Here is a 21,316-nt window from a genome sequence, read left to right on the forward strand (position 1 = left end):
TGCGGGTAAAAATTTGTTCTATAAGTGGGTGCGTTAGAGGTGCTTATAGCTTACGAATGCTATCCCAAACCATTTGCGCCAATTGCTTGAATTCTTCATTGCGTAACTGCACTTTGCCGTCCAGGTGCGCCTTGGCGGCGGTCATGATGCTGCTATGGATCATGATGGCCATGAGCTTAGGGTCCATTTCTCTGAGAATGCCATGGCGGTTGCCTGCCTCAATGAACTGCATGATCTCGTTCTGGGGGCGTTCGCTTTGGGCCTGGGAGCAGCGCGGGTAAAAGGGAGAGTTTACAAACTGCTCAATGAAGAAAGCCACCTCTGGGTTTTGGATGTAAAACTGACACCTACTGATCCAGCGCAGAAAGAAGCTCTCCTGAAAGTCCATGTCCTGGCGCAGGTGTTGCTCCACGGCCGCCTGCATTCTATACTGGCAGTAGCTGAACAGTTCCATGATGAGCGTGTCCTTGCTGTCAAAGTAGTGGTAAATGGTACCTGCTGCCACGTTGGCCGTCTTGGCCACCAGGCTCATAGGCGTGCCATGGAACCCGTTCTCCTTAATGAGCTGGAGGGTACTTTCCAGAATCGCTTTTTTCTTCTCTGCCAGGTTCTCCACTTCGTTTCCTATTTGCCTCTATTGAACGTTCATTCGGGTGCAAAGTAAGATTGAAAAAACAGGGGAGGCTAATTGAAAAAAGCTTTGATGTGATAGAAGTAGTTGATGAGGTGTAAAAATAAATAGTTAACCAGTTGATATATAGTATTTTATAGTAGTAGCTTTTGCGGTGGTACCTTTTGGGATACCCGTCCTTATTAGATAGCCGTTTTTGGTCTGTTTTCTGGAAAGTAGGCCAAAAACGAACTTTTTACTCACCGTGCTTGGCCAGGATGTGCTGAATGATTTTTGGGGCGTGTTCTCTTGAGTTTTCAATAAACCAAAGGTGCGTGTCCATGCCGCCACAGACAACACCCGCCAGGTACAATCCCTCCTGGTTGGTCTCCATGGTTTCTGGGTTGTGCTGCGGGTACAGCTTGTCATCTGCAGAAAGGTGCACGCCAAATTTGCGCAGCAAGTCAAAGTTGGGTTTGTAGCCCGTCAAGGCCAGCACAAAGTCATTGGGTAGGGTAAGAGGGCCTTCAGGGGTGAGGATATCTACTTCGCCGGGGCGGATGGCGGTGATGCTGGAGTTGAAATAGGCCTTGATGCTCCCTTCCTGGATGCGGTTTTCAATGTCTGGCCGTACCCAGTATTTGACGCGTCGGCCTATCTCTGGGGCACGCACCACCATGGTCACCTGGGCGCCTTTGCGATAAGTTTCCAGGGCCGCGTCCACGGACGAGTTGCTGGCGCCCACCACCACTACTTTCTGCAGGGCATAGTAATGCGGATCCTGGTAATAGTGGGTCACGTGCGGCAGGTCCTCGCCGGGAACATTCATGAGCGCGGGCAGGTCATAGAAACCCGTGGATACTATGACGTGGCTGGCGGTGTACGTAGCCTTTGAGGTTTGTACATGAAACTGGTCTTCATGCTTTTCTACCTGCTGGACTTCCTCAAACAACCGCACGTTCAAGGCAAACTTTAGCGTAACGCGGCGGTAATACTCCAGCGCCTCTGAGCGGCGTGGTTTGGGATTGTCTGAGATAAAGGGCACGCCGCCAATCTCCAGCTTCTCTGAGGTAGAGAAAAAAGTCATGGTCTGCGGGTAGTTGTACAAGGAGTTCACCAGACAGCCTTTCTCCAGAATCACGTAGGACAGTCCCGCCTGCTGGGCCTCAATGCCGCAGGCCAGGCCAATCGGCCCTCCGCCAATAATCACTATGTCATAAAAATTGTCAGTTGCCACCATGTCACAAATCTAGAGCACTTAGGGTTTTATGGGCCTGGTAGTATAACGGACTATATCGTTTTTGGGCTGTTTTCTGGAAATCAGGCCAAAAACGAAGCCACCTTGTTGACCCTCTTTTTCATAATCAACCCGTCTACGGGCAAAACAGGAGGGAAGATAAGCAACGCAACCATGTAGATTGAAGATTCTCCGTTTACCTTTGTTCCGGGTCTTCGTTAGAGGACATTGCCTTGGTCTAAGAATCAGTCGCCTGTTTTAGCTTGAAGGCCGCGCTTAAGATGTAATTGCCCATGCCCAGCAAAAAGTACCTGCAGGAGTTTCAGTACTTCTTATTCAGTCAGCATTTCTCTGATGGCATCAAGACCACCATTGGCGTGTTGTTGCCTTCCTTGCTGGCTTCGTACTTCGGGAACATGGCCGTGGGGTTCAGTTTGTCCTTGGGAGCCATCTGTGTGAGTTTGGCAGACTCGCCGGGGCCGGTTACGCACAAGCGCAACGGCATGCTGGTGAGCATGGTGCTGGGCGCGGTGGTAGGACTGGTCACGGGCTACGTGCGGCAGTACCCAGTGCTGCTGGGGCTGGAGATTCTGGTGCTTAGCTTTGTCTGCTCCATGTTTTTGATCTACGGCATGCGTGCGTCTCTTATTGGGTTGGCTGCGCTGTTGGTCATGATTCTGACCTTGGCCCAGCCCTTAGATCCCAGCGCCGTGCCGCAGTTTAGTTTCCTGATTCTGGCAGGCGGTGCGTGGTATATGGTCATGAGCCTTCTATCGGCGCAGATCATGCCGTACCGCCAAACCCAGCAGGCGCTGGCAGAGAGCATCAGGGAGGTGGCCAAGTTTCTGCAGATCAAAGCTGAGTTTTACAATCCAACCTCTGACCTGGAGCAGCAGTACCACCGGCTGGTGACGCAGCAAGTGCTGGTGAATGAGAAGCAGGCCGCCGTGCGCGAACTGCTTTTCAAGAGCAGGCTGGTGGTCAAGGACTCCACCAGAAAGGGGCGCACGCTGTTTATGATCTTCGCGGATATGGTGGATTTGTATGAACAGATCACTGCCATTCATTATGACTATACCGCCTTGCGCGCCCGGTTTGCCAGCACGGGCGTATTGCCTAAAATTGTCCAGCTTATTACAGGCTACGCCGATGCCCTGCACCACGTCTCTTTGGCGGTGCAGTCCAACCAAACCCACGGCAGTGAAAGCCCGCAGTTGGCCAGACAGCTGGAAGAACTGGGCCAGGCCATTCAAGATCTGGAAAACCAGCAGGACAGCGTGCAGGTGCTGGTACTCAAGAAGATCTTCGTGAATTTTAAGGTGATTGCCGAGCGGGTACAGAGCGTGGAGAAGTACCTGCAGTTAGGCGCCAGAGAAGATACTGCCTTCGCGCCGCGCGAAGAGTTTGCTCCTTTTGTCACCCACTTAAAGCTAGACCCGCAACTTTTCCTGCAGAACCTTACCCTTAGGTCATCGGTGTTCCGGTTTTCGTTTAGAATGGCCGTAGTCTGTTTGCTGGCGTATGTGCTCACCAAGGCTTTTCCATACGGCCAGCACAGTTACTGGGTGCTCTTGACGGTGGTGTTCATCTTAAAGCCGGGTTTCAGTTTAACCAAGCAGCGCAACTACCAGCGATTGTTGGGTACGTTGGTAGGCAGTTTTGTGGGGATTTTGGTGCTGTGGCTGGTAGAAGATTCCCTGGCCAGGTTCCTGTTTCTGGTGTTGTTTATGGTGGCCACCTACAGCGTGCAGCGCATTAACTACGTCTGGAACGTGCTGTTCATGACGCCGTTTGTGCTGTTGGTCTTCAGTTTTCTGGGCGCCTCTGGCCTAGCCGTGGTGCAGGAGCGCATGGTGGATACGTTGGTGGGCTGTGGCCTGGCGTTTCTGGCCAGTTACCTCATTTTCCCCAACTGGGAAGCCAAGCAGATGAAGACCTTTTTGCAGACCGCCCTAAAGGCCAATCTGGACTATTTGCAAATGCTGGCCAAACCAGAAATCACTGAGGTAGCGTACAAGCTGGCCCGTAAGGAAGTTTACGTGACCTCGGCTAACCTATCGGCGGCGTTCCAGCGCATGGCCTCTGAGCCCAAGAACAAGCAGCGCAAGAAGAAGGAGGTCTATGAGCTGGTGGTGCTCAACCACATCTTGTCCTCCTTTATCGCTACCATGGCTTCGGGAAGGTTGTCTGACCAAAGCCAGGTGCTGTCTGAGCCATCCAAGAAAATGGTCAGAAGGGCCTCACAAGCGCTACAGAATGCACTGCACGCTCTGGATGCCTCTCAGCCATTGGTTGCCGTAGACCCTAAGCCCCTGCCTGAGCCAACAGACGCCGCCGTCACGCCCCCAGAAGATACGCTGCTACAGGAGCAGCTTGCCTTTCTCAATAAAGTCTGCCATGACATTGCCAGAACTACCCAAGCCCTCAGCTAGTGTTTTAGCAAATTCCTTGATCCGTTTTTGGCCTGTTTTCTGGAAAAGAGCCAGAAAACGATTTAAGAGGTTGGTGAGAGATGTATGTCTGTACATTAGCGGTAGGTAGCGTTATTTAACTCCTCTTCTACATACCCCGTATAGCTTATCTTACAGCTTACCCATCACTTAAAGATAAAACTATGGCAATTAAATGGACCGTTGACCCCATGCACTCAGAAGTGCAGTTTAAAGTAAAGCACCTCATGATCACCACCGTGACGGGCTATTTTAAGACCTTTAACGTGGAGGTGGAAACCGAGAGCGATGATTTCTCTACCGCATCCAAGATTCTCTTTACCGCAGACGTAAATTCTATCAATACCAACAACGAACAGCGCGATACCCACTTAAAATCAGGTGACTTTTTTGACGCAGACAACCACGGCCAAATCAAGTTTGTGGGCAACCGCTATGAGAAGATAGGGGAGGATGAGGCCAAACTACACGGAGACCTGACCATTAGAGGCACCACCAAGCCTGTCACCGTGAACGTAGAATTTGGTGGCATTGTGGTGGATCCCTACGGCCAGACCAAAGCCGGTTTTACCATCAACGGCAAGATTAGCCGCAAGGAGTTTGGGTTGACTTGGAATGCGGTCACTGAGGCCGGCAGCGTGGTAGTGGCAGATGACATTAAGCTTCTGGCTGAGATCCAATTGGTGAAGCAGGCCTAGGCTTTTTTTATTAGGCACAGAACAGCCCGGTTTCTTGGTAGAGACCGGGCTGTTCTGTTTTTATGGTTTGGCAGATTAGGTGCTTAGATAAAGTGTTAGACCGATCTTAGGGTAATCTTTTTAGCTCAGTATCACGGATTTTTCTGCCGCCGTGGTTGGTGCCCTCACCAACCACCTCAACTGCTTCTCAATTCGCTTTTCTATTAACTAAAACCGTCCTTGTGCACGCATTTGGCAGCTCCCTTTGGTAAGACCGCCTGTACCGGTGCGCATTACCTTTCTTGTTTCATTTTGTCTGCTAAGCGCTCACGGCCGCGGGGCCTCGTCTTGGCCCTTCGCACTGCTGTTGTACTCTGGGCCTTTGGCCCCGCCCTGCCGGGCGACGAAACAACAGAGGCGCTCAGGACCAAGACTGGTTTCGGTCCCAATTCTGTATAAGCATAATGGATGGATGGTTGGTGGCAAGTAAAGTCCGTCCCTGTCGCTGCAGAGTCATGCGTGCTGCCGCACGGTTTCTTTATCTTGGCTCACGTGACCGAGCGGGTCTGCGCCCTGCCCGTAGCGGCGTCATACATAACGCCGTGTTTCTATGCAACTACACCTTTTCCTCTAACGCCTATAATCTGTTCTATGCCAACACCTGTTTTGACTCTTTTAAGCATGAGATTTTTATTCCCAAGCTACTGCCTTGTAGTTCCTAACCATATCACGGTAATAAAGGTGTGAGCCTTGTTTTGCGCATTCTGGCTTTCGGGAAAAAGGCCTACAGGATTAAAGCGTTTCCGGCAAAAGCATGTCTTATGGCAAGTGGCAAGACCTGTGCTACCGCGTATTGATTCCTCTAATTGTGGCTTGCAGGAATATGCACGAAGCGACTTAAGGGTAGCATTGACTTTGTCAGATATTTTCATCAGCAAATGACTCTTTCTGCCTTCAATCTTCGCCAAGCTTCCCAATTTCATTTCCTACTCTTTCAAATGTACAAGGTATTTGGTCAGGTTGCCCCATTGAATGGCTTGAAAACCTGCCCAGCCGCCGGTAGAAATGACGGTGTTTAAAAGGGGGCGGTCGCCGGCTTCCTGGCCGTGGCTGTTGGCTACTTCGTTCCTGCCAATCTCACAGGCCATGAGAGTGGTGCCCTGCCGAGCCACCAGAAACGTGCTGGTGGCTTCTTCGGTGAAGAAATGATCGGTTTTGCCGGGTTCTTCTGCCGGCGTAAGCGGGTTATGGCTGGGTTGTACCACAAACTTGGCCAGATCTTCTTCTTCCACTACCTCTATCACCTTTACCCAGTTCTCAATGGTGGTGGCCGGCAGAATGATTTTTATGAAGTCCCCCACAATGGGGTTTTGCGCGGCTTTGCGTTGGCCCTGGGCATTGTACAGCTCAAAGGTAGAGGTGATGCCCGCCATGTGTGACCAATCGTCCACGTTGAATAATTTTTGCTTGGATTGGGCAAAGGCCTGCACCGCGCTGGCCTCATCTGGAAACGTGTTCTTATGCTGGAAGAACTTGTCTTTGGACGCTTCGCCCAGCACGGCTTTAAACTCTTTCTTTATCTTATCAAACAGGTCTGTAACGCCCATATTATCTATTGGTTAAAAGGTGGGTAGGATACTCGTTTTTAGGCTGTTTTCCGGAAAAGAGGCCAAAAACGAACGGAGGCTTAGTCCATCAAGGATTGGTATTCCGGGTGTCGCTGTGCGTACGCTTCTACTACGGGGCAGGACGGGATGAAGCGGAAGCCTTTGGCTTTCACAAACTCCAGACCGGCCTGGACCAGTTGGTCAGCTATGCCTTGGTTTCTATACGTCTCGGGCACAAAGGTGTAATCTAGGTCCAGAACGTTGTCCTCTGTATAAGAATACGTCATTTCGGCTTCCTCATCGCCCAAGGGGACGTAAAACCTGAGGTCCTCTTCGTCATGGATGATTTCTAACGGCATTGGCTTTTGGTTGTTTTCTAAAAGGAAAGGATTGGAACTGCCCTAAAATAAATTCCGTCGTTTTTAGCCCGATTTCTGGAAAACAGGCCAAAAACGACGGAATCTGAATGTAAACTACCTTAGCTTACTTGGACACTATTTTAATCAACGTGCCGGCGGCCAACTGGTCATTTAACTGCATGCCGTTCAAGATGGCCAGTTCTTCATGGCGGGCCTGCGGCATCTGGAACGAGGTCAGGGCCTGCGCCAGCGTAGACGCTCTGGCCACGGTCTTAATGCGCACGCGCTCTGGCAGACGACCAATTTTCTCAGGGTCGGTGAGGGTCTTGAAGTTCTGCATGGTGTTAGAGAACGTAGGCGCATGGGCGTTAAAGTCTTGCGCCGATGTCACCCCAAAAATGCCGTAAATATTGCCCCCGTACTGGATTAAGTAGATCATAGCCCGTACCTGCGCCTGTTGCTGCTGCTGCTGGGCTTCTTGTGAGGGTTTCTGGTCAGCCACCATGGCAATGGCCGGCAAGCCGTTCACGGTTACTTTTTTAGACTCCAAAGGCTGTAGCTGGTACTTGGTTACCACCTCTTGCGCGGCAGACTCCAAGGCCGTGCCGGGCACCAAGGTCAAGAACATTAAGGCTTTTCCGTCTTTAGGGGCCATCTGCACTTGTTGCGGAGTATTTTGGTACTGCCAAGCCTGCGGGATGGGGAACTGGAACTTAAGCTCTGGGTGATAAAACACTTGGTTCTCCACGAAGCCCTGTTTAGGATCCTCACCGTAGATGATGCCGTCAATCAGTTTTAAGAAGCTGTTGCGGTTCTCTTTTAAGGGCGTATTAACCTGTTGTTTCCATTGGGCGGCTAGTTGTTTAACGGTGGTGTAGCGGTCGCCGGGATTGGGGTGAGAAGACAAGAAATCTGGCAGTTCCTGGGCACCTGCCTTGGCGCTACTGCGTTGCAAAGTCTGAAAGAAGTCGGCCATGTGCGTAGCGTCATACCCAATCTTGGTAGAATATTCCACGCCCAGCTCATCACTTTCGCGCTCATCATCGCGCCCAAATTTCAAGAACATGAGACTGGCGCCCTGTGACAGGGTTTCGCCCATCTGTGCTACTTGTGGGCTTAGGATCATGCCGCCTAGTAGAAGTCCCTGCGTTAAGGTTGCCTTGGTTTGCTGAGAAGCCGAGTGGCGGGCGGTTATGTGCCCAATCTCGTGGCCCAGCACGCCGGCAAACTGCGCCTCATTGTTCATGTGCGCCATGATGCCGCGCGTAAAATACACATAGCCACCAGGTACGGCAAAGGCATTGATGACTTCAGAATCTAGTACCCTAAAGGTGTATTTCAAGTCTTTCCTATGCGAAACGGCTCCCATTTGTTCGCCTTTCTCCTGGATAAACTTCTGCATTGCCGGGTCATTGTACAAGCCAAACTGCGCCACAATTTGGGGGTCTGCCTGTAGGCCCATGGCCTCTTCCTGCCCTTCAGAAACTATCATTACTTCTTTCTTGCCAGTGACAGGATTGGTGGCGCAGGAGTTGAAGAGTAAAAGCGCCGCCAGGGCACTGCTGTAGAATATGTTCTTTTTCATAGTTGCGTAGTGTTAGGGGTTGCGTTGTCTGGTTGCTAGTGCGCTTCTATAAGTGCAATATTTCTCTTGCAACGGCTTAACGCTCTTTAGGTTTCGTGGGGTGATTTTAGAGCGCAGAACAAGGCTTTTAGCGAGGAGAAATTGGAGGTGATTCTTTGCAGCTGAGGCGCTTGTTCTTACTTAATTTCAACTTGACTGCGCGGGCACTGGCGGTGGAACCTAATTAAAAGTACAACCCAAGGAATAGGATATAGGGTAAGATGAAGGATTTTCTACGGCAGAAAGGCCCCGAGACTGGCAGAATTTCGCTAATTTCCTGCACTCATTTGCGTTTTAACCCTTGCTCACATGGAACTTGTAAATGCCCCGGCACCCGCTGTCTACTCTAACCTGACGGTAGAAGAATTCATCCAGAAATACGCCAACCATCCTGTCTACACGCCGCCCACCGGCCCAGAATTGAACGCCAAAAACTGGCAGTCAGAATCTGCCCTGCGCATGTTCTTGAACAACCTCACCGCCGAGGTGGCCGAGGACCCCGAGAAACTAGTGGTCTACGGAGGCATTGGTCAGGCCGCACGTACGCCGGCAGACGCCCGCAAGATTGTGGAGTTGTTGTTGACCTTGGAAGAGGACGAGAGTCTATTGGTGCAGTCTGGCAAGCCCGTGGGCAAGATACGGTCCCACGCAGAGGCGCCACGCGTCCTCATTGCCAACAGTAACTTGGTGCCGCATTGGGCCACTTGGGAGCACTTCAATAACCTGCGCGAGCGTGGCCTGATGATGTACGGCCAGATGACCGCCGGAAGCTGGATTTACATTGGCACCCAAGGCATCCTGCAAGGCACCTATGAAACCTTTGCGGCCTGTGGCAGAATCCATTTTGGCGGTGATTTGCGCCACCGGTTGGTAGTGACGGGTGGTTTAGGCGGCATGGGCGGGGCTCAGCCCTTGGCGGCCACTATTGCCGGTGCCACTTTCTTAGGAGTGGACATTGACCCAGAGCGCATCAAAAAGCGCCTGGAGACCCGCTACATAGACAAGATGACCTATGACTATAACGAGGCCATGCGACTGGTGCTGGCGGCGCAAGCCAAAGGCGAAGCCATCTCAGTGGGCTTGGTAGGCGACATAGGCGATGTGCTGGAACGCATGATTCAGGACAACATCACGCCAGATGTGTTGACGGATCAGACCTCGGCGCATGATCCCATTAACGGCTATGTGCCCAATGGCATGACCTTGCCAGAGGCGAAGAGATTGAGAGAAGAAGACCCAGCGGCATATAAAGAGAAATCCCTGAAGAGCATGGCCCGCCACGTGCACTTTATGCTTGAACTGAAAAACCGCGGCGCCAGAACCTTTGACTACGGCAACAACCTGCGCGAATTTGCCATGCAGGGCGGCGAGAAGGATGCGTTCCAGATTCAGGGCTTCGTGCCGGAGTATATGCGCCCGCTGTTCTGCGAAGGCAAAGGTCCGTTCAGATGGGCCGCTTTGTCTGGTGACCCAGAAGATATTAGGGTAACCGATGAGGCCTTGAAAGAACTGTTCCCAGAGAACACCCACATGATTAACTGGCTGGAGCAGGCGCAGGAGAAGGTAGCCTTCCAGGGATTGCCATGCCGCATCTGCTGGCTGGGCATGGGCGAACGCGAAAAAGCTGGCTTGCTCTTCAACCAACTGGTGCGCGAAGGCAAGGTGAAGGCGCCTATCGTAATTGGCCGTGACCATTTGGACTGCGGTTCGGTGGCCTCGCCGTACCGCGAGACCGAAGGCATGTTGGACGGTTCTGACGCCGTTTCTGACTGGCCTTTGCTCAACCTGATGGCCAACACCAGCGGCGGCGCTACCTGGGTGTCATTCCACCACGGCGGCGGCGTAGGCATTGGCTACTCACAGCACGCGGGCATGGTGATTCTGGCAGACGGCACAGACCGTGCCGATCGTTGTCTGCGCCGCGTTCTGCACAATGACCCGGCCATGGGTATCTTCCGTCACGCAGATGCGGGCTATGAAACTGCTCAAGAGAACGCTGAGAAATTCGGTCTGAACGTATAAGAAATACCTGTGATGAGCCTTTCCGTTTTTGGCCTGTTTTCTCGTAAACAGACTAAAAACGGAAAGGCTTTTTACAAAACTTTATGGTGAATTCTACATGAACCGCTAACCATGTGCAGGGCATCTTGGGGATATCATCATCACGCTAAGCACAGATTAAATCTCTAGCTACAACAGGCATAGAGCCTGGCACATTTTTAGAACATCCTATTTAATTCTATTACCTTATCCTAAAACTATGGCAAAAGCATCGTTTCTCTTAATCGGGCCGTTTGCGCAGGCGGTGACCATGGCCGGTTTGTCCCTGAACGGACCTCTGTTGGATGAAGCCCTGCCTATTGCAGAACAAGCCGGGGTTCTGGTGCATGACGGGAAAATAGTGAAAATAGAGGCCTTCGCGCACCTGCTCAAAGAAGCCGAAGAACAACTGTATTCCGTTCAATGGATAGAGGAGCCAATGGTGTTATTGCCCGGGCTGATTGATGCGCACACGCACCTTTGTTTTGCGGGGTCCAGGGCTAAAGACTACGCTTTGCGCATAGCGGGTAAAACCTACTTAGAGATTGCCAGAAGCGGCGGCGGCATCCTGGACACCGTGCGCAAAACCAGAAAAGCCAGCCAAGCAGAACTGGAGCAAAGCCTGCTGCAACGCTGTCAACGGCATTTACAAGAAGGCGTGACCACCTGCGAAGTCAAGAGTGGCTACGGGCTAACCCTGGAGGATGAACTGAAAATGCTGCGCGCCATCCAGAACGTAAGCCAGCAGCAGCCTTTGGAATTGGTGCCTACCTGCTTGGCGGCGCACATGGTGCCGCCGGAGTTTGAAGATGGGGCCACCTACCTGAAGCATGTAGTGGAAATTTTGCTGCCCCAGGTAAAAGCCGAAGGCCTAGCCAACCGCGTGGACATTTTCATAGAAGACACCGCCTTTGACGAAGCAGACGCCTTAAGCTACCTGAAAGACGCCCAGGACCTGGGCTTTGACATCACCGTCCACGCCGACCAATTCTCTACTGGCGGCAGTGAAGTAGCCGCCCGCGTGCATGCTGCCAGCGCTGACCACCTGGAGGCCAGCGGCGAAGAGGAGATTGATATAATGAAAGAAGCCGGCGTGGTGGCCACCGTTTTGCCAGGTGCTTCGGTAGGTTTGGGCATGCACTACGCTCCCGCCCGCAAAATGCTGGACGCCGGCCTCTGCGTCGCCATTGCCACGGATTGGAACCCCGGCTCCGCGCCCATGGGCGACTTATTGCTACAAGCCGCCTTGCTGGGCGCTGCCCAAAAACTTACCATGGCTGAAACCTGGGCCGGCATCACCTTCCGCGCCGCCCACGCTCTTCGCCTATCAGACAGAGGCACCCTGACCACCGGTCAACTAGCAGACATGATTGCTTTCAATACTGATGATTACCGGGAGATTCTCTATGTGCAAGGCAAGCTGAAACCAAGCAAGGTTTGGAAGAAGGGGATATTGGTGTAGTATAGGAGACACAAGATTTAAGACACAAGACAAAAGACCCACAGGTTGTGAGGAGGTTCTTTTCTAGAAAGCACTTCCTTCTTTTCTTGTCATCCTGAAAGGGCTATGTGGGCAAACTAAACACGCAGTAGCAATGAAACAATCATCTCTATAACTTTTAATAATGGAGTAAACTCACTGAAAAGGCGCTACTACAGCTTGCCCACAAGGTTCTTTCAGAATGACAAAGTGGGTGAATTACCTTTAGAAATTACCATGGCAAATTTTGCTGACTGTTTTTGGCCTGTTTTCTAGAAAACAGGCCAAAAACAGTCAGACTTTAATAAAAATCAACCTGCATTTAAGCAACTTAACTATCGTTACAATACATAACCAAGCCCCATGTACAAACCCACAGACGCCCAGACCTGGAAAGGAAGAGTAGATGCAGCAGATGGTGAGTTGGGCTTGCGCTGGCACCAGGTCATGCAATTGCTCAGGCTGTCGCCGGACCAGGAATTGCCACAGGTGGCGCCGGGCAGGCGGGGGGTTGCTTTCTTGGGGTTCTGCTGTGATGAGGGCGTGCGCCGGAACCAGGGCAGGGTAGGGGCCGCCAGTGCGCCGCCGTTGATTCGGCAAGCCATGGCGTCCTTCGCGAACCACTTATCTAGCAATTATTCCCTTCATGATGCGGGTGATGTGCTAGTGTTGAATCAGCATCTAGAAGAAGCGCAGATGCAATTGGGCAAGAAGGTCCAAGCCTTACAGGAGCATGGGTACAAAACCATTGTCTTAGGCGGAGGGCACGAAACGGCGTATGGGCATTTTCTGGGCTTGCAATCTGGATTGCAGGGAGAGGAGACATTGGGTATCATCAACTTTGATGCCCATTTTGACTTGCGCAGTTATGCCAATCAACCTAGTTCCGGAACGCCTTTTTTGCAGATAGCAGATGCCTTAGAAAAGCAGAACAAAGACTTTAACTACCTCTGTCTGGGCATTCAGGAATATGGCAACACGCGGGCCTTGTTCAACACCGCAAAAAACCTGGGTACAGAATATGTACTGGCGCAGGACTTGCATATGTTCAAAGCCGAGGCTCTAAAAACCGACGTGCAGGCCTTTCTATCCAAAGTAGACAAAGTGTATGTGAGCATTGATTTAGACGTCTTCGCGGCGGGGTATGCGCCTGGGGTGAGTGCCCCGGCGGCCATGGGCGTTCAACCAGACATTGTGCTGTTGCTCTTGCAAGAGATAATGAAATCTGGGAAGGTGCTGAGCCTGGATGTGGTGGAGCTGAATCCTCAGTTTGACATAGACAGCAGAACGGCCAAATTAGCAGCCTCGCTCATCTACCACAGCGTTATGAATTGGCGTTAGTAGCCGTGGGCAGGTGCAGGGTTTCTTTGTAGCGCATGCGGTAGGCGTTGAGCGCGGTGGTACCCAGTTTCTGCAGCAACATGTAATTGGCTACCGCGCCCACGGGGGCGCCGATGATGGGAATAAATTGCGCCATCTTGGCCAGGTCAATGTAGTCGCGGTACTCTTGCTGGAAGGTGCGCCAGTCAAACTGATTGATGTCCTCGGGGAGGTGCTGTTTCTGGGTTTCCCAATCCACCATCTGCAAGTACACCTCGCGGCGGTGCTGGTGACTGCTGAACGCCAGCTGGAAGATGTGCAGTAAATACACCCGCTCCCTGTAGTCACGCACGTCAAACCCCGACAGGCTACCTATCTCAAACAGCAGTTTCAGTTTCAGGCTCAACAGCAGTGGGAAGTCGGCCAAACCCAGTAGGATACCGCCGGCGCCTGTGATGCCTCCCTCGGCGGCGGCTGTCTTTTTATAGAACTCAATGCGCTCTATCACCGCGGCTTCCTGGGCCTGCAGGCTGGAATAGGAAACCGGCGGCCGGGACGTAATCTTCGCCCCAAACAGCACGGCCTTAATCATTTGCCTCAAGGTAGTGGTGATGCCCTTATGGACCTTCTCCGGAATGAAGCTGTTTACCTTCTTTTGGAAACGGGCCGCCAACTGGTTGATGATAGTAGGCCGACGGAGCATCTGCTCCTGCCATGCTCGCAACTCATGCATGACCTGTTGCTCATACTGGTGGTGTTCCATTTCCATTGAATTTCCTTGAGTTTACCGCGGTACCATCCCTCAAAACGCCGCTTGAATTTGTGAAGTTTTATTAGTCGCTAGTTCCTAACTCAATTCCTAACTCAATTCTTAACTCCAAAATCTTATAGCCTGTGTCGCAATTCAATTGGAGTTGGTTTTCTTCCAAAACTTCCATCTCCCAAATGACTGAAGGAATCTGAGTTTTTAACTCAATGATGGTAAGACCTACAGTGTCAAAATACAAGAGAGACGAGTGAGGACTTTTGGTTGAGTCCCATTGTTGGAGGAATATGCCGTCTTTATAGTGAAAGAACCAGTCTCCAAATGTTTTGCCATCAAAATCATGGAGTAATGGCTCACTTTTAACTGAAAAATAGCCCGGTCCGAATCGAATCTCACCTTCAAGGTTTTGGAACAGTTTGATGGAATTCATTTCAGTCCAATAGGTCCATTGCTCTATTGTGCTGGATTTAGTCAATTGGGCTTTCATTCGGAGCTTTTCTCCTTTAGTCCATGAAAATCTTTGGTAGACCGAGAGGAAGCTTGCAGGAATCATTAAAAGAAGTCCTCCTAGCAGAATTATGGGAGTGAATAATAAAGACAAAAAGTGAAAGGAGAAGCTTTTTAAACTTCTCCTTCCTTCTGGCTTACTAACTAAGCCTGATTCTTTTACTTTTATTTGACTCAATGATTAGTGGCTAGAAGACACTGCCTAATTACCTATTTACTGCGTTTCCCGCCTCTGGTGCCCGCGGTGCGTTTGGCTGGGCCAGAAGCTTTAGACTTGCGGTTGGCCGCTGACTTAGGATTGCCCGGATTAGCCAATGGTCTTGAGCCAGTTTTGGTAGGCGCCGCGCTTTTGGGTCCTCTGGTAGAAGCGGGTTTTGGTCTGCCGGTGGCTTCTGCCTTCGGTTTGCCAGCGCCTGTTCCGGTGCCGGTTTTCTTGGCCGGGTACTTGGCCTTGCGCTCAAAGTATTCACGTTTTACTTCTCCGGGCAGGGTGCGCTTGTGCTCAGAGGCCGGAAGCGACTGCTGAGGTTTGGCGTAGTGTACCTTCACGCCAAACTCTTCCTCTTCGCGAAGGTCTGAGAAGTCGTTCTCAGCTTCCTCAGCGGCCTGTTTGGCGGTGGTTCTTGTCTTAGCCGAAGCCTCTTCGGTTTTGGAAGAATCTGATACTGCTTCCAACAAACCTTTCATCTCATCCGGTGACAAATGACGCCAATGGCCGGTAGGCAAGTCGGCTAGCTTCACGTTCATGATGCGCGTCCGCTTCAAGCTGGTGGCCTTGTATTCCAAGGCTTCGCACATGCGGCGCACCTGGCGGTTCCAGCCCTGCGTGAGCACAATGGTAAAGCTTTTGATGCCGCGTTTCTGCACGAAGCACTTCTTGGTCACGCCTTCAAACAAACGCACGCCGTTGCTCATCTTGGCAATGAACTCATCGGTCACGGGCTTATCTACCGTCACCAGATACTCCTTGTCATGATTGTTGTCGGCGCGCAGAATCTTGTTCACCAAATCCCCGTCATTGGTCAGGAAAATCAGCCCCTCAGTAGGGTTGTCCAGACGACCGATGGGGAAGATGCGTTTGGGATAGCCGATGAAGTCAATGATGTTGGTTTTGTCCTTCGGGTCTGTGGTGGAGGTCACCCCGGCCGGCTTGTTGAAGGCCAACACGATAGGGCGGTCCGACGGCTTCTTGGACTTGATGGTTTCGCCGTCCACTGCCACTACGTCGCCGGGTTTCACAGAGGCCCCCATTTTGGGGATGCGGTCATTGATGGTCACGCGGCCTTCTTCAATGTAGCGGTCGGCCTCTCTTCTAGAGCAGAAGCCAGAGTCACTGATGTATTTATTTAAGCGTACTTGTTCGTCTTTTGACATGGTGATGTGATTCTTGGGTGATAGAATGTTGCGCGGGTGACTCCTCTTTACTTACCGCCGAAGGTTTTTACGTACAGGTATTCCACCTTTGTACGAGCCCAGGGCGTCTTGCGGAGAAACTTGAGGCTGGATTGGATGCTGGGGTCGCTGACAAAGCAGTTAATCCTGATGCGTTCGCCCAGCTTCTCCCAACCGTAATACTCTACTAGTTGAGCTAGAATGGTTTCCAGGGTTTTTCCGTGAAGGGGATTGTTCTTCTGTGTTTCCACGCGCTTCTTCTATGATAATGTTTGTGACAATTGCTCCAAGGCAAGACCAGTGGTAACCTTCTTGAATAGAAGCTTTCTAGTCTGTACTCAACAATTCAAGATTTTGATGCGCACTGAAGCAAGACGCAAAGGTACCAACATTTGCGCGGACTACAGGATTTAATTGAGAAGGGAAGGGAGAGATGCCGTTTTCGGGCTGTTTTCCGGAAAACAGCCCGAAAACGGATATGAATATGTTACAGGCAGTATTTCTCTACGGCCACGGCCACGCCATCTTCAATGCTTTTCAAGGTGACTTCATTGGCCACAGCTTTTACCTCATCGCGGGCGTTGGCCACGGCAATGCCCAGTCCCACTTCCTGCAGCATGTGAATGTCATTGTAATTGTCCCCGAAGGCAATCACCTCAGACAGCTGGATGTTGTGTTTCTGCAGGATTAACTCCAGACCCGAGGCTTTGGAAATGGCTTTGGGCGCCAGTTCCAGGTACGTGTCTTTGGAACGGTAGATGTGAATCTCTTCGCCAAACTGCTTATTTAAGGCTTGCTCTAAGGCATGAATCTCTTCTTCAGGACCCATGAGCATGATTTTGTGCGCGCCGGTGTCGGCTTGTTGCCAGTTTTCCAGCACTTGGGCGGGGTGTTGCAGGATGGCCTTGGCTTTGGTGATTTTCTCTTCGCGCTCGGTCCACTGGTCCATTTGCGGGGCGTACCAGAAATCCTCTTGGTACAAGCTCATGTGCACCTGCGTGCCCTGAGTCATTTCCAGAATAGGCTGGCAAATGGACACCGGTATCATCACAGTCTCCAGCACCTCGGGCGTGTGAGCGCCATCTGCATAATGCAAGACATAGCCTCCGTTGTAGCAGATGAGCGATGATGGGTGCACGCCCAATTCCTTCTGCAAATGGTACATAGCGCTGGGCATTCGGCTGGAGGCCAGAACCACCGGGAAATCTTTGGGCAAGCGCTGTATAGTGGCAATGGTTTTAGGAGATAACTGACGGTCTTTGTTCAAAAGGGTGCCATCAATGTCTGTGCAGAAGGCTTTCAAAATCATAAGGCAAAGGTAATAAAGCAGATTCTATAGCCCATTCTTTTTTAAAATGTTCAGGTCACGCGCCTGATTTCCAAAAAGGTAGAAGCAGTAAATTGTAATCCCCACAAAGCAAATTGTTAAGAGGGTGCCCCATTGTTTCTTAGCTTTTGATTCGCTCCCCAGCTTTTCAACTATCTTAAGGTATCTGCCATTTTTTATGAAATATAAATAGTTGCCCAACACAAAAGCCGCCAACAATAGAATCCCATTGAGAGGAGTCTCTAAATGTATCTCTGGAAAGAATCTGACTTTGAGGTAGCTGTACACACTAACTGCGTCGATAAAACACAGAAATGATAAAAACATTAGAGCAGAGAACTCTGGTGTCCTCTTAGTTTTTACCCAATTGGTAAACAGAAGCAGGTTATAAAACAGGTAATTGTAAAAATAGCTCATCACTATCTAGTGTTTTCTTTTCGTCTGTACCCTGAAAGACTGAGGAGACTGCTTGATAATTATTATAAATCCAACTCCCTAATCCTAACCTTCTCCCTCAGTGAGAAAGAACTGACGTTGACTCATTTTTGGCCTGTTTTCCTGTAATCAGGCCAAAAACGAAATTACTTGTCATCGTCAATCTTAATTTATTTAGCCGTTTGCAACAACTTCTCAGCCCTAAATAAACCATCGGCGGCTTGGAGAATCTTGGCTTTCAGTTTTGGATTGTAATCTGGATTCTGAGCTAAAAACGAGCGCACGGTATTGGCGGCAGACGTGGTGCCATAAGACCCGAAAGTTGTCGATAGCCAGCTATAAGGGAAGAAGATGTCACCGGTCTGTTGAATCTCGGTGAGCAGGTTCAGGCTCTCAGCCAGGTATTTCTCTGAGGTGGCAGTGCGCAGGGGATGGTGCAAGTAACCCAACGCTGACAAGACCCAGGACTCTTTCTCACGGTTCTCTGGATTCTTCAAAGAAGCAAAGAAGGCATCGCGCACTTTCACGTCACCAGACAAGGCAGGAAGCAAGAACTGCATGCGCTGTTTACGGTCTGGATTGGGGATGCGGCTCATCTGCTGTTGCAAAATCTCAGCGCTGTTGGGGTAGTCGCGCACGGCCAGGGCCAAGGCCAAAGAGGTGTAGTCGTCCTCGGTGAGTTTGGCGCCCTCGGGGGCTTGTTCCTCTTTCCAGATTTGGTAGAGTTGCTGTTGCGCTTCTTTGGTCAGGGCAATGCTCTGGTAGGTTTTAAACAGCAGTTTCTTGAAGTTAGGCTTGGCCTGTTTCTGCACCGCATGAACCAACTCTTTCTCCAGTTCTGGGGCCAGTTTGTTTCTGTCTGCGGCAGATAATAATCGCCAGTAGATGTCACTTAGTTGGCCGGTCATCAGTTTCAGGTTCAGTTCTTCAGGCTCCTGCGCCAAGCCTTTTCTATAGGCGTCCAGCAGTTGGCGCGGCGTCACCGACCTGCCGTTGAGCATGTTCTCATACAGGTTAATGTACGCCGAGGCTCTCTCAACCGGGCTCTTCAAACTATACATAGAACCCAGCAGTTTGGCATCTACCGGAAACACGCCATAGCCCTGACCCGTGCTATTGAAAAGCACATACAAAGGCGCGACTTTGCCCACGGCACCTAGCACGGTCACTTGTGCCTGGTTGGCGTTTACAGTCACTTGCTCCACGCGGTTAGGATACACCAGGGCTACTTCAAAAAACTGGGGCCAGACGCGGGCCGAGCCATCTTCGCCTTTCTGCGAGATGCGCAGTTCAGAGATGGTGCCGTTGGCGGTCTTCAGGTCATAGTCAAAGACTGGGCGGCCGGGCTCATTCACCCACACCTGGTTCCAGGCTTGCAAATCTTGCGGAGTAAGCGCGTCTAGAATCTGGATGAGCTCTGGCCAAGTGGCGTTGCCGTTGGCGTACGTTTTCAAGTACTGGCGCAGACCTTGCTTGAACGGCTCTTCGCCCATGAGGCGCTCCAGTTGGCGCATCATGATGGGGGCCTTGTGATAAATGATGTTGCCGTACATGGAGCCCGCGTCCTGCAAGTTCTCCAAGTTTTGCCGGATGGGGTTGGCACCCGCCGTCCGGTCAATGCCGTAGGCCGCCGGGAAATGGTCGGTTAAAAACTTGAGGTCATAATTGGAGTTGGCCACGGCTACCTGTGTGATTTTATCGGCCATGAAATTGGCGAAGACTTCTTTCATCCAGACGTCATTGAACCACTCCATGGTCACCAAATCCCCGAACCACATGTGCGCCGTCTCATGCGAAATCAAGCTAGAGCGGGCAATTTTCTGGTCCTGCGTAGCGCCTTCGTCCAGGAACAGGGTAGAGGCTTTGTATTGGATGGCGCCCACGTGCTCCATGCCACCGTACTGGAAGTCTGGGATGGCCACGAAATCAAATTTCTGGAAGGGGTATTTTATCTGGGTGTAGTCTTCCATAAAGGCCAGCGCATCGCCGTGAATCTGGAAGATAGGCTCCAAGCTTAATTTCAATTTCTTTTGGTCGGTTTCGCGGTGCAGAAAGTGCATGGTGCGGCCCTTTACCGCTTGGCTCACGTGCTGGAATTTTCCGGCGGCAAATGAGAACAGGTAGGTACTGATGGTGTCTGATTTTTGGAACCGATAGGTCTTGTCATTGGCCGTCACCGTAGAATCTTGCAGAGCGCCGTTGGCCAAGGCCTTCCAGTCTTTGGGCAGGGTCAAGGTCAGTTCAAACGTCGCCTTCAGGTTGGGTTGGTCGAAGCAGGGGAAAACGGTCCGGGCGCGGTCGGGCACCAAGAGCGTGTACAGGTAGTCTTCGTTTCTGTTCAGAGACAAATCTCCGGCAATGAAGTCAATCTCCACCACGTTGGCACCAACTTTCAAGGATTTAGCCGGAAGGACAATGTGCTCTTTTGCAATACTTACGGGCACTGGTTTGCCGTTTACCTTGACGCTTTTCAGATGGTCGGACTTTTCCTTGAAATCCAGTTGCAGGGGCTGGTCGTTGTCCTTCAGCACGAAGCTGATTTTCTCACTGGCCTGGATGAGTGCTTGCTTCTGCGCCGGAATGTTGAGGTGCAGAGAATAGCCCAGGTTTTGCAGGACGGAGCGCCGGTGTTCGGCTAGCTTTTTAGAGACACCGGCCTCTACGGCGACTGCCGGAGAAGCTGGGCCCAATTTGGATGGACTGCAAGAAAGGGAGGCCACCGCGGTGAGAAGTAACAGGCCGTTTGAGAGGGTTTTGATATATTTATGTTTCATGCCATGCTAAAGCTACAAAGGAATAGGCGAATTCCTGTCTAATTCCCTGAGGCCCTAGCAAAGGCATGCACATTAGATGCGTTTTTGGCTTGATTTCCAGAAAACAAGCCAAAAACGGGTGCTCATTTCCTGATACGCATAGCATGTTTGATAAACCAACCTTGAAAGTAGTAGTCGCCTCTGGCAATCCAGTGAAGGTAAGCGCAGTGTTGGGCGGTTTGCAGCAGATGCTCCCGCACACCACCATAGAAACGGTTTCCGTGACGGTGCCCTCTGGCGTGGCAGACCAACCCATGACCGATGCAGAGACGCTCACCGGCGCGCTCAACCGCGTGCAGAATGCCAAAGAAGCCCACCCCGAGGCTGATGCCTGGGTAGGCATTGAGGGTGGCGTGGATTATCTGCAGGGAGAACTGGCCACCTATGCGTGGGTCGTCATTCAAACCGAGGATTTGGTGGGCAAAGCCCGCTCCGGCACGTTCTTCTTACCAAAAGCAGTGCAAGAATTGGTAGAACAAGGCTTGGAATTAGGAAAAGCTAACGACCAGATTTTCTCCCGCATCAACTCCAAGCAGAAAGGTGGCGCCATCGGCATCTTGACGGATGAAGTGCTGGATAGAAAACAACTCTATGAACAGGCGGTCATCCTGGCATTGGTGCCGCATAAGAATAGAGAGCTGTATAGGACTCAGTCGTCTAATGCCTAGCGTA

General features: G+C 51.3%; 17 protein-coding genes. 6 read left to right on the plus strand and 11 right to left on the minus strand.

Annotated features, from left to right (window positions below; genetic code table 11):
• Window positions 1-43: 43 nt before the first annotated feature.
• Together ABD880_RS00130 and ABD880_RS00135 are read right to left on the minus strand one after the other, a co-directional pair.
• Complete coding sequence (locus ABD880_RS00130; RefSeq protein ID WP_345161091.1) at window positions 44-616, minus strand: TetR/AcrR family transcriptional regulator; 573 nt, start codon at window positions 614-616, stop codon at window positions 44-46.
• A gap of 250 nt (window positions 617-866) precedes the next feature.
• Entirely contained in the window at window positions 867-1,850 is a 984-nt protein-coding gene (locus ABD880_RS00135; RefSeq protein WP_345161093.1) for a YpdA family putative bacillithiol disulfide reductase, read from the minus strand.
• A gap of 290 nt (window positions 1,851-2,140) precedes the next feature.
• Between ABD880_RS00135 and ABD880_RS00140 the strand changes: the two genes are divergently transcribed.
• Both ABD880_RS00140 and ABD880_RS00145 read left to right on the plus strand, forming a co-directional pair.
• Window positions 2,141-4,279: an FUSC family membrane protein gene (locus ABD880_RS00140; RefSeq protein ID WP_345161095.1), complete on the plus strand. Its 2,139-nt coding sequence runs from the start codon at window positions 2,141-2,143 to the stop codon at window positions 4,277-4,279.
• A gap of 182 nt (window positions 4,280-4,461) precedes the next feature.
• Window positions 4,462-4,995 (plus strand): YceI family protein, encoded by a 534-nt coding sequence (locus ABD880_RS00145; RefSeq protein ID WP_345161097.1) that lies wholly within the window; start codon window positions 4,462-4,464, stop codon window positions 4,993-4,995.
• Between the two features lie 965 nt (window positions 4,996-5,960).
• Here ABD880_RS00145 and ABD880_RS00150 read toward each other — a convergent pair.
• From ABD880_RS00150 to ABD880_RS00160, 3 genes are all read right to left on the minus strand, one after another.
• Window positions 5,961-6,581 (minus strand): hypothetical protein, encoded by a 621-nt coding sequence (locus tag ABD880_RS00150; RefSeq protein WP_345161099.1) that lies wholly within the window; start codon window positions 6,579-6,581, stop codon window positions 5,961-5,963.
• A gap of 80 nt (window positions 6,582-6,661) precedes the next feature.
• Window positions 6,662-6,940, minus strand: coding sequence for a GNAT family N-acetyltransferase (locus ABD880_RS00155; RefSeq protein WP_345161101.1), 279 nt, complete (start codon window positions 6,938-6,940; stop codon window positions 6,662-6,664).
• Between the two features lie 124 nt (window positions 6,941-7,064).
• Window positions 7,065-8,525 carry a M48 family metalloprotease gene (locus tag ABD880_RS00160; RefSeq protein WP_345161103.1) on the minus strand — a complete coding sequence of 487 codons (1,461 nt, stop codon included), beginning with the start codon at window positions 8,523-8,525 and terminating at the stop codon, window positions 7,065-7,067.
• Window positions 8,526-8,873: 348 nt separating this feature from the next.
• Between ABD880_RS00160 and ABD880_RS00165 the strand changes: the two genes are divergently transcribed.
• The 3 genes from ABD880_RS00165 to hutG all read left to right on the plus strand — a co-directional run bounded on the left by ABD880_RS00165 (window position 8,874) and on the right by hutG (window position 13,425).
• The gene (locus ABD880_RS00165; RefSeq protein ID WP_345161105.1) at window positions 8,874-10,586 is read left to right on the plus strand and encodes a urocanate hydratase; all 1,713 of its coding nucleotides are present in this window, start codon (window positions 8,874-8,876) and stop codon (window positions 10,584-10,586) included.
• Between the two features lie 238 nt (window positions 10,587-10,824).
• The gene (gene hutI / locus ABD880_RS00170) at window positions 10,825-12,066 is read left to right on the plus strand and encodes an imidazolonepropionase (RefSeq protein ID WP_345161107.1); all 1,242 of its coding nucleotides are present in this window, start codon (window positions 10,825-10,827) and stop codon (window positions 12,064-12,066) included.
• Between the two features lie 381 nt (window positions 12,067-12,447).
• Window positions 12,448-13,425 carry a formimidoylglutamase gene (gene hutG / locus ABD880_RS00175; protein WP_345161109.1) on the plus strand — a complete coding sequence of 326 codons (978 nt, stop codon included), beginning with the start codon at window positions 12,448-12,450 and terminating at the stop codon, window positions 13,423-13,425.
• Here the strand turns inward: hutG and ABD880_RS00180 are convergent.
• The 6 genes from ABD880_RS00180 to ABD880_RS00205 form a co-directional block, all read right to left on the minus strand.
• Window positions 13,409-14,167 (minus strand): EcsC family protein, encoded by a 759-nt coding sequence (locus ABD880_RS00180; RefSeq protein WP_345161111.1) that lies wholly within the window; start codon window positions 14,165-14,167, stop codon window positions 13,409-13,411. The two genes, hutG and ABD880_RS00180, sit on opposite strands and share 17 nt — an antisense overlap.
• Window positions 14,168-14,237: 70 nt before the next feature.
• The gene (locus tag ABD880_RS00185) at window positions 14,238-14,855 is read right to left on the minus strand and encodes a hypothetical protein (protein WP_345161113.1); all 618 of its coding nucleotides are present in this window, start codon (window positions 14,853-14,855) and stop codon (window positions 14,238-14,240) included.
• Between the two features lie 32 nt (window positions 14,856-14,887).
• Window positions 14,888-16,051, minus strand: a complete 1,164-nt coding sequence (gene rluF, locus ABD880_RS00190; protein WP_345161114.1) for a 23S rRNA pseudouridine(2604) synthase RluF — start codon at window positions 16,049-16,051, stop codon at window positions 14,888-14,890.
• A 47-nt stretch (window positions 16,052-16,098) separates the two neighbouring features.
• Entirely contained in the window at window positions 16,099-16,320 is a 222-nt protein-coding gene (locus ABD880_RS00195) for a VF530 family protein (RefSeq protein WP_345161116.1), read from the minus strand.
• A gap of 236 nt (window positions 16,321-16,556) precedes the next feature.
• A complete protein-coding gene (locus ABD880_RS00200) occupies window positions 16,557-17,378 on the minus strand; it encodes a Cof-type HAD-IIB family hydrolase (RefSeq protein ID WP_345161118.1) in 822 nt (273 codons plus the stop codon).
• 623 nt (window positions 17,379-18,001) lie between these two features.
• Complete coding sequence (locus tag ABD880_RS00205; RefSeq protein WP_345161120.1) at window positions 18,002-20,605, minus strand: M1 family metallopeptidase; 2,604 nt, start codon at window positions 20,603-20,605, stop codon at window positions 18,002-18,004.
• Between the two features lie 143 nt (window positions 20,606-20,748).
• Between ABD880_RS00205 and yjjX the strand changes: the two genes are divergently transcribed.
• On the plus strand, window positions 20,749-21,312 hold the full coding sequence (gene yjjX, locus ABD880_RS00210; protein ID WP_345161122.1) for an inosine/xanthosine triphosphatase: 564 nt from the start codon (window positions 20,749-20,751) through the stop codon (window positions 21,310-21,312).
• The last annotated feature ends 4 nt before the right edge of the window (window positions 21,313-21,316 follow it).

The organism is Nibribacter koreensis, from assembly GCF_039541795.1.
Taxonomy (GTDB): Bacteria; Bacteroidota; Bacteroidia; order Cytophagales; family Hymenobacteraceae; genus Nibribacter; species Nibribacter koreensis.

Coding starts and splice junctions, on each gene's coding strand:
- ABD880_RS00200 (WP_345161118.1), bottom strand. CDS start 17,378: ATGATTTTGAAAGCCTTCTGCACAGACATTGATGGCACCCTTTTGAAC.
- ABD880_RS00140 (WP_345161095.1), top strand. CDS start 2,141: ATGCCCAGCAAAAAGTACCTGCAGGAGTTTCAGTACTTCTTATTCAGT.
- ABD880_RS00205 (WP_345161120.1), bottom strand. CDS start 20,605: ATGAAACATAAATATATCAAAACCCTCTCAAACGGCCTGTTACTTCTC.
- ABD880_RS00180 (WP_345161111.1), bottom strand. CDS start 14,167: ATGGAACACCACCAGTATGAGCAACAGGTCATGCATGAGTTGCGAGCA.
- hutG (WP_345161109.1), top strand. CDS start 12,448: ATGTACAAACCCACAGACGCCCAGACCTGGAAAGGAAGAGTAGATGCA.
- ABD880_RS00160 (WP_345161103.1), bottom strand. CDS start 8,525: ATGAAAAAGAACATATTCTACAGCAGTGCCCTGGCGGCGCTTTTACTC.
- ABD880_RS00145 (WP_345161097.1), top strand. CDS start 4,462: ATGGCAATTAAATGGACCGTTGACCCCATGCACTCAGAAGTGCAGTTT.
- yjjX (WP_345161122.1), top strand. CDS start 20,749: ATGTTTGATAAACCAACCTTGAAAGTAGTAGTCGCCTCTGGCAATCCA.
- rluF (WP_345161114.1), bottom strand. CDS start 16,051: ATGTCAAAAGACGAACAAGTACGCTTAAATAAATACATCAGTGACTCT.
- ABD880_RS00165 (WP_345161105.1), top strand. CDS start 8,874: ATGGAACTTGTAAATGCCCCGGCACCCGCTGTCTACTCTAACCTGACG.
- hutI (WP_345161107.1), top strand. CDS start 10,825: ATGGCAAAAGCATCGTTTCTCTTAATCGGGCCGTTTGCGCAGGCGGTG.
- ABD880_RS00155 (WP_345161101.1), bottom strand. CDS start 6,940: ATGCCGTTAGAAATCATCCATGACGAAGAGGACCTCAGGTTTTACGTC.
- ABD880_RS00135 (WP_345161093.1), bottom strand. CDS start 1,850: ATGGTGGCAACTGACAATTTTTATGACATAGTGATTATTGGCGGAGGG.
- ABD880_RS00150 (WP_345161099.1), bottom strand. CDS start 6,581: ATGGGCGTTACAGACCTGTTTGATAAGATAAAGAAAGAGTTTAAAGCC.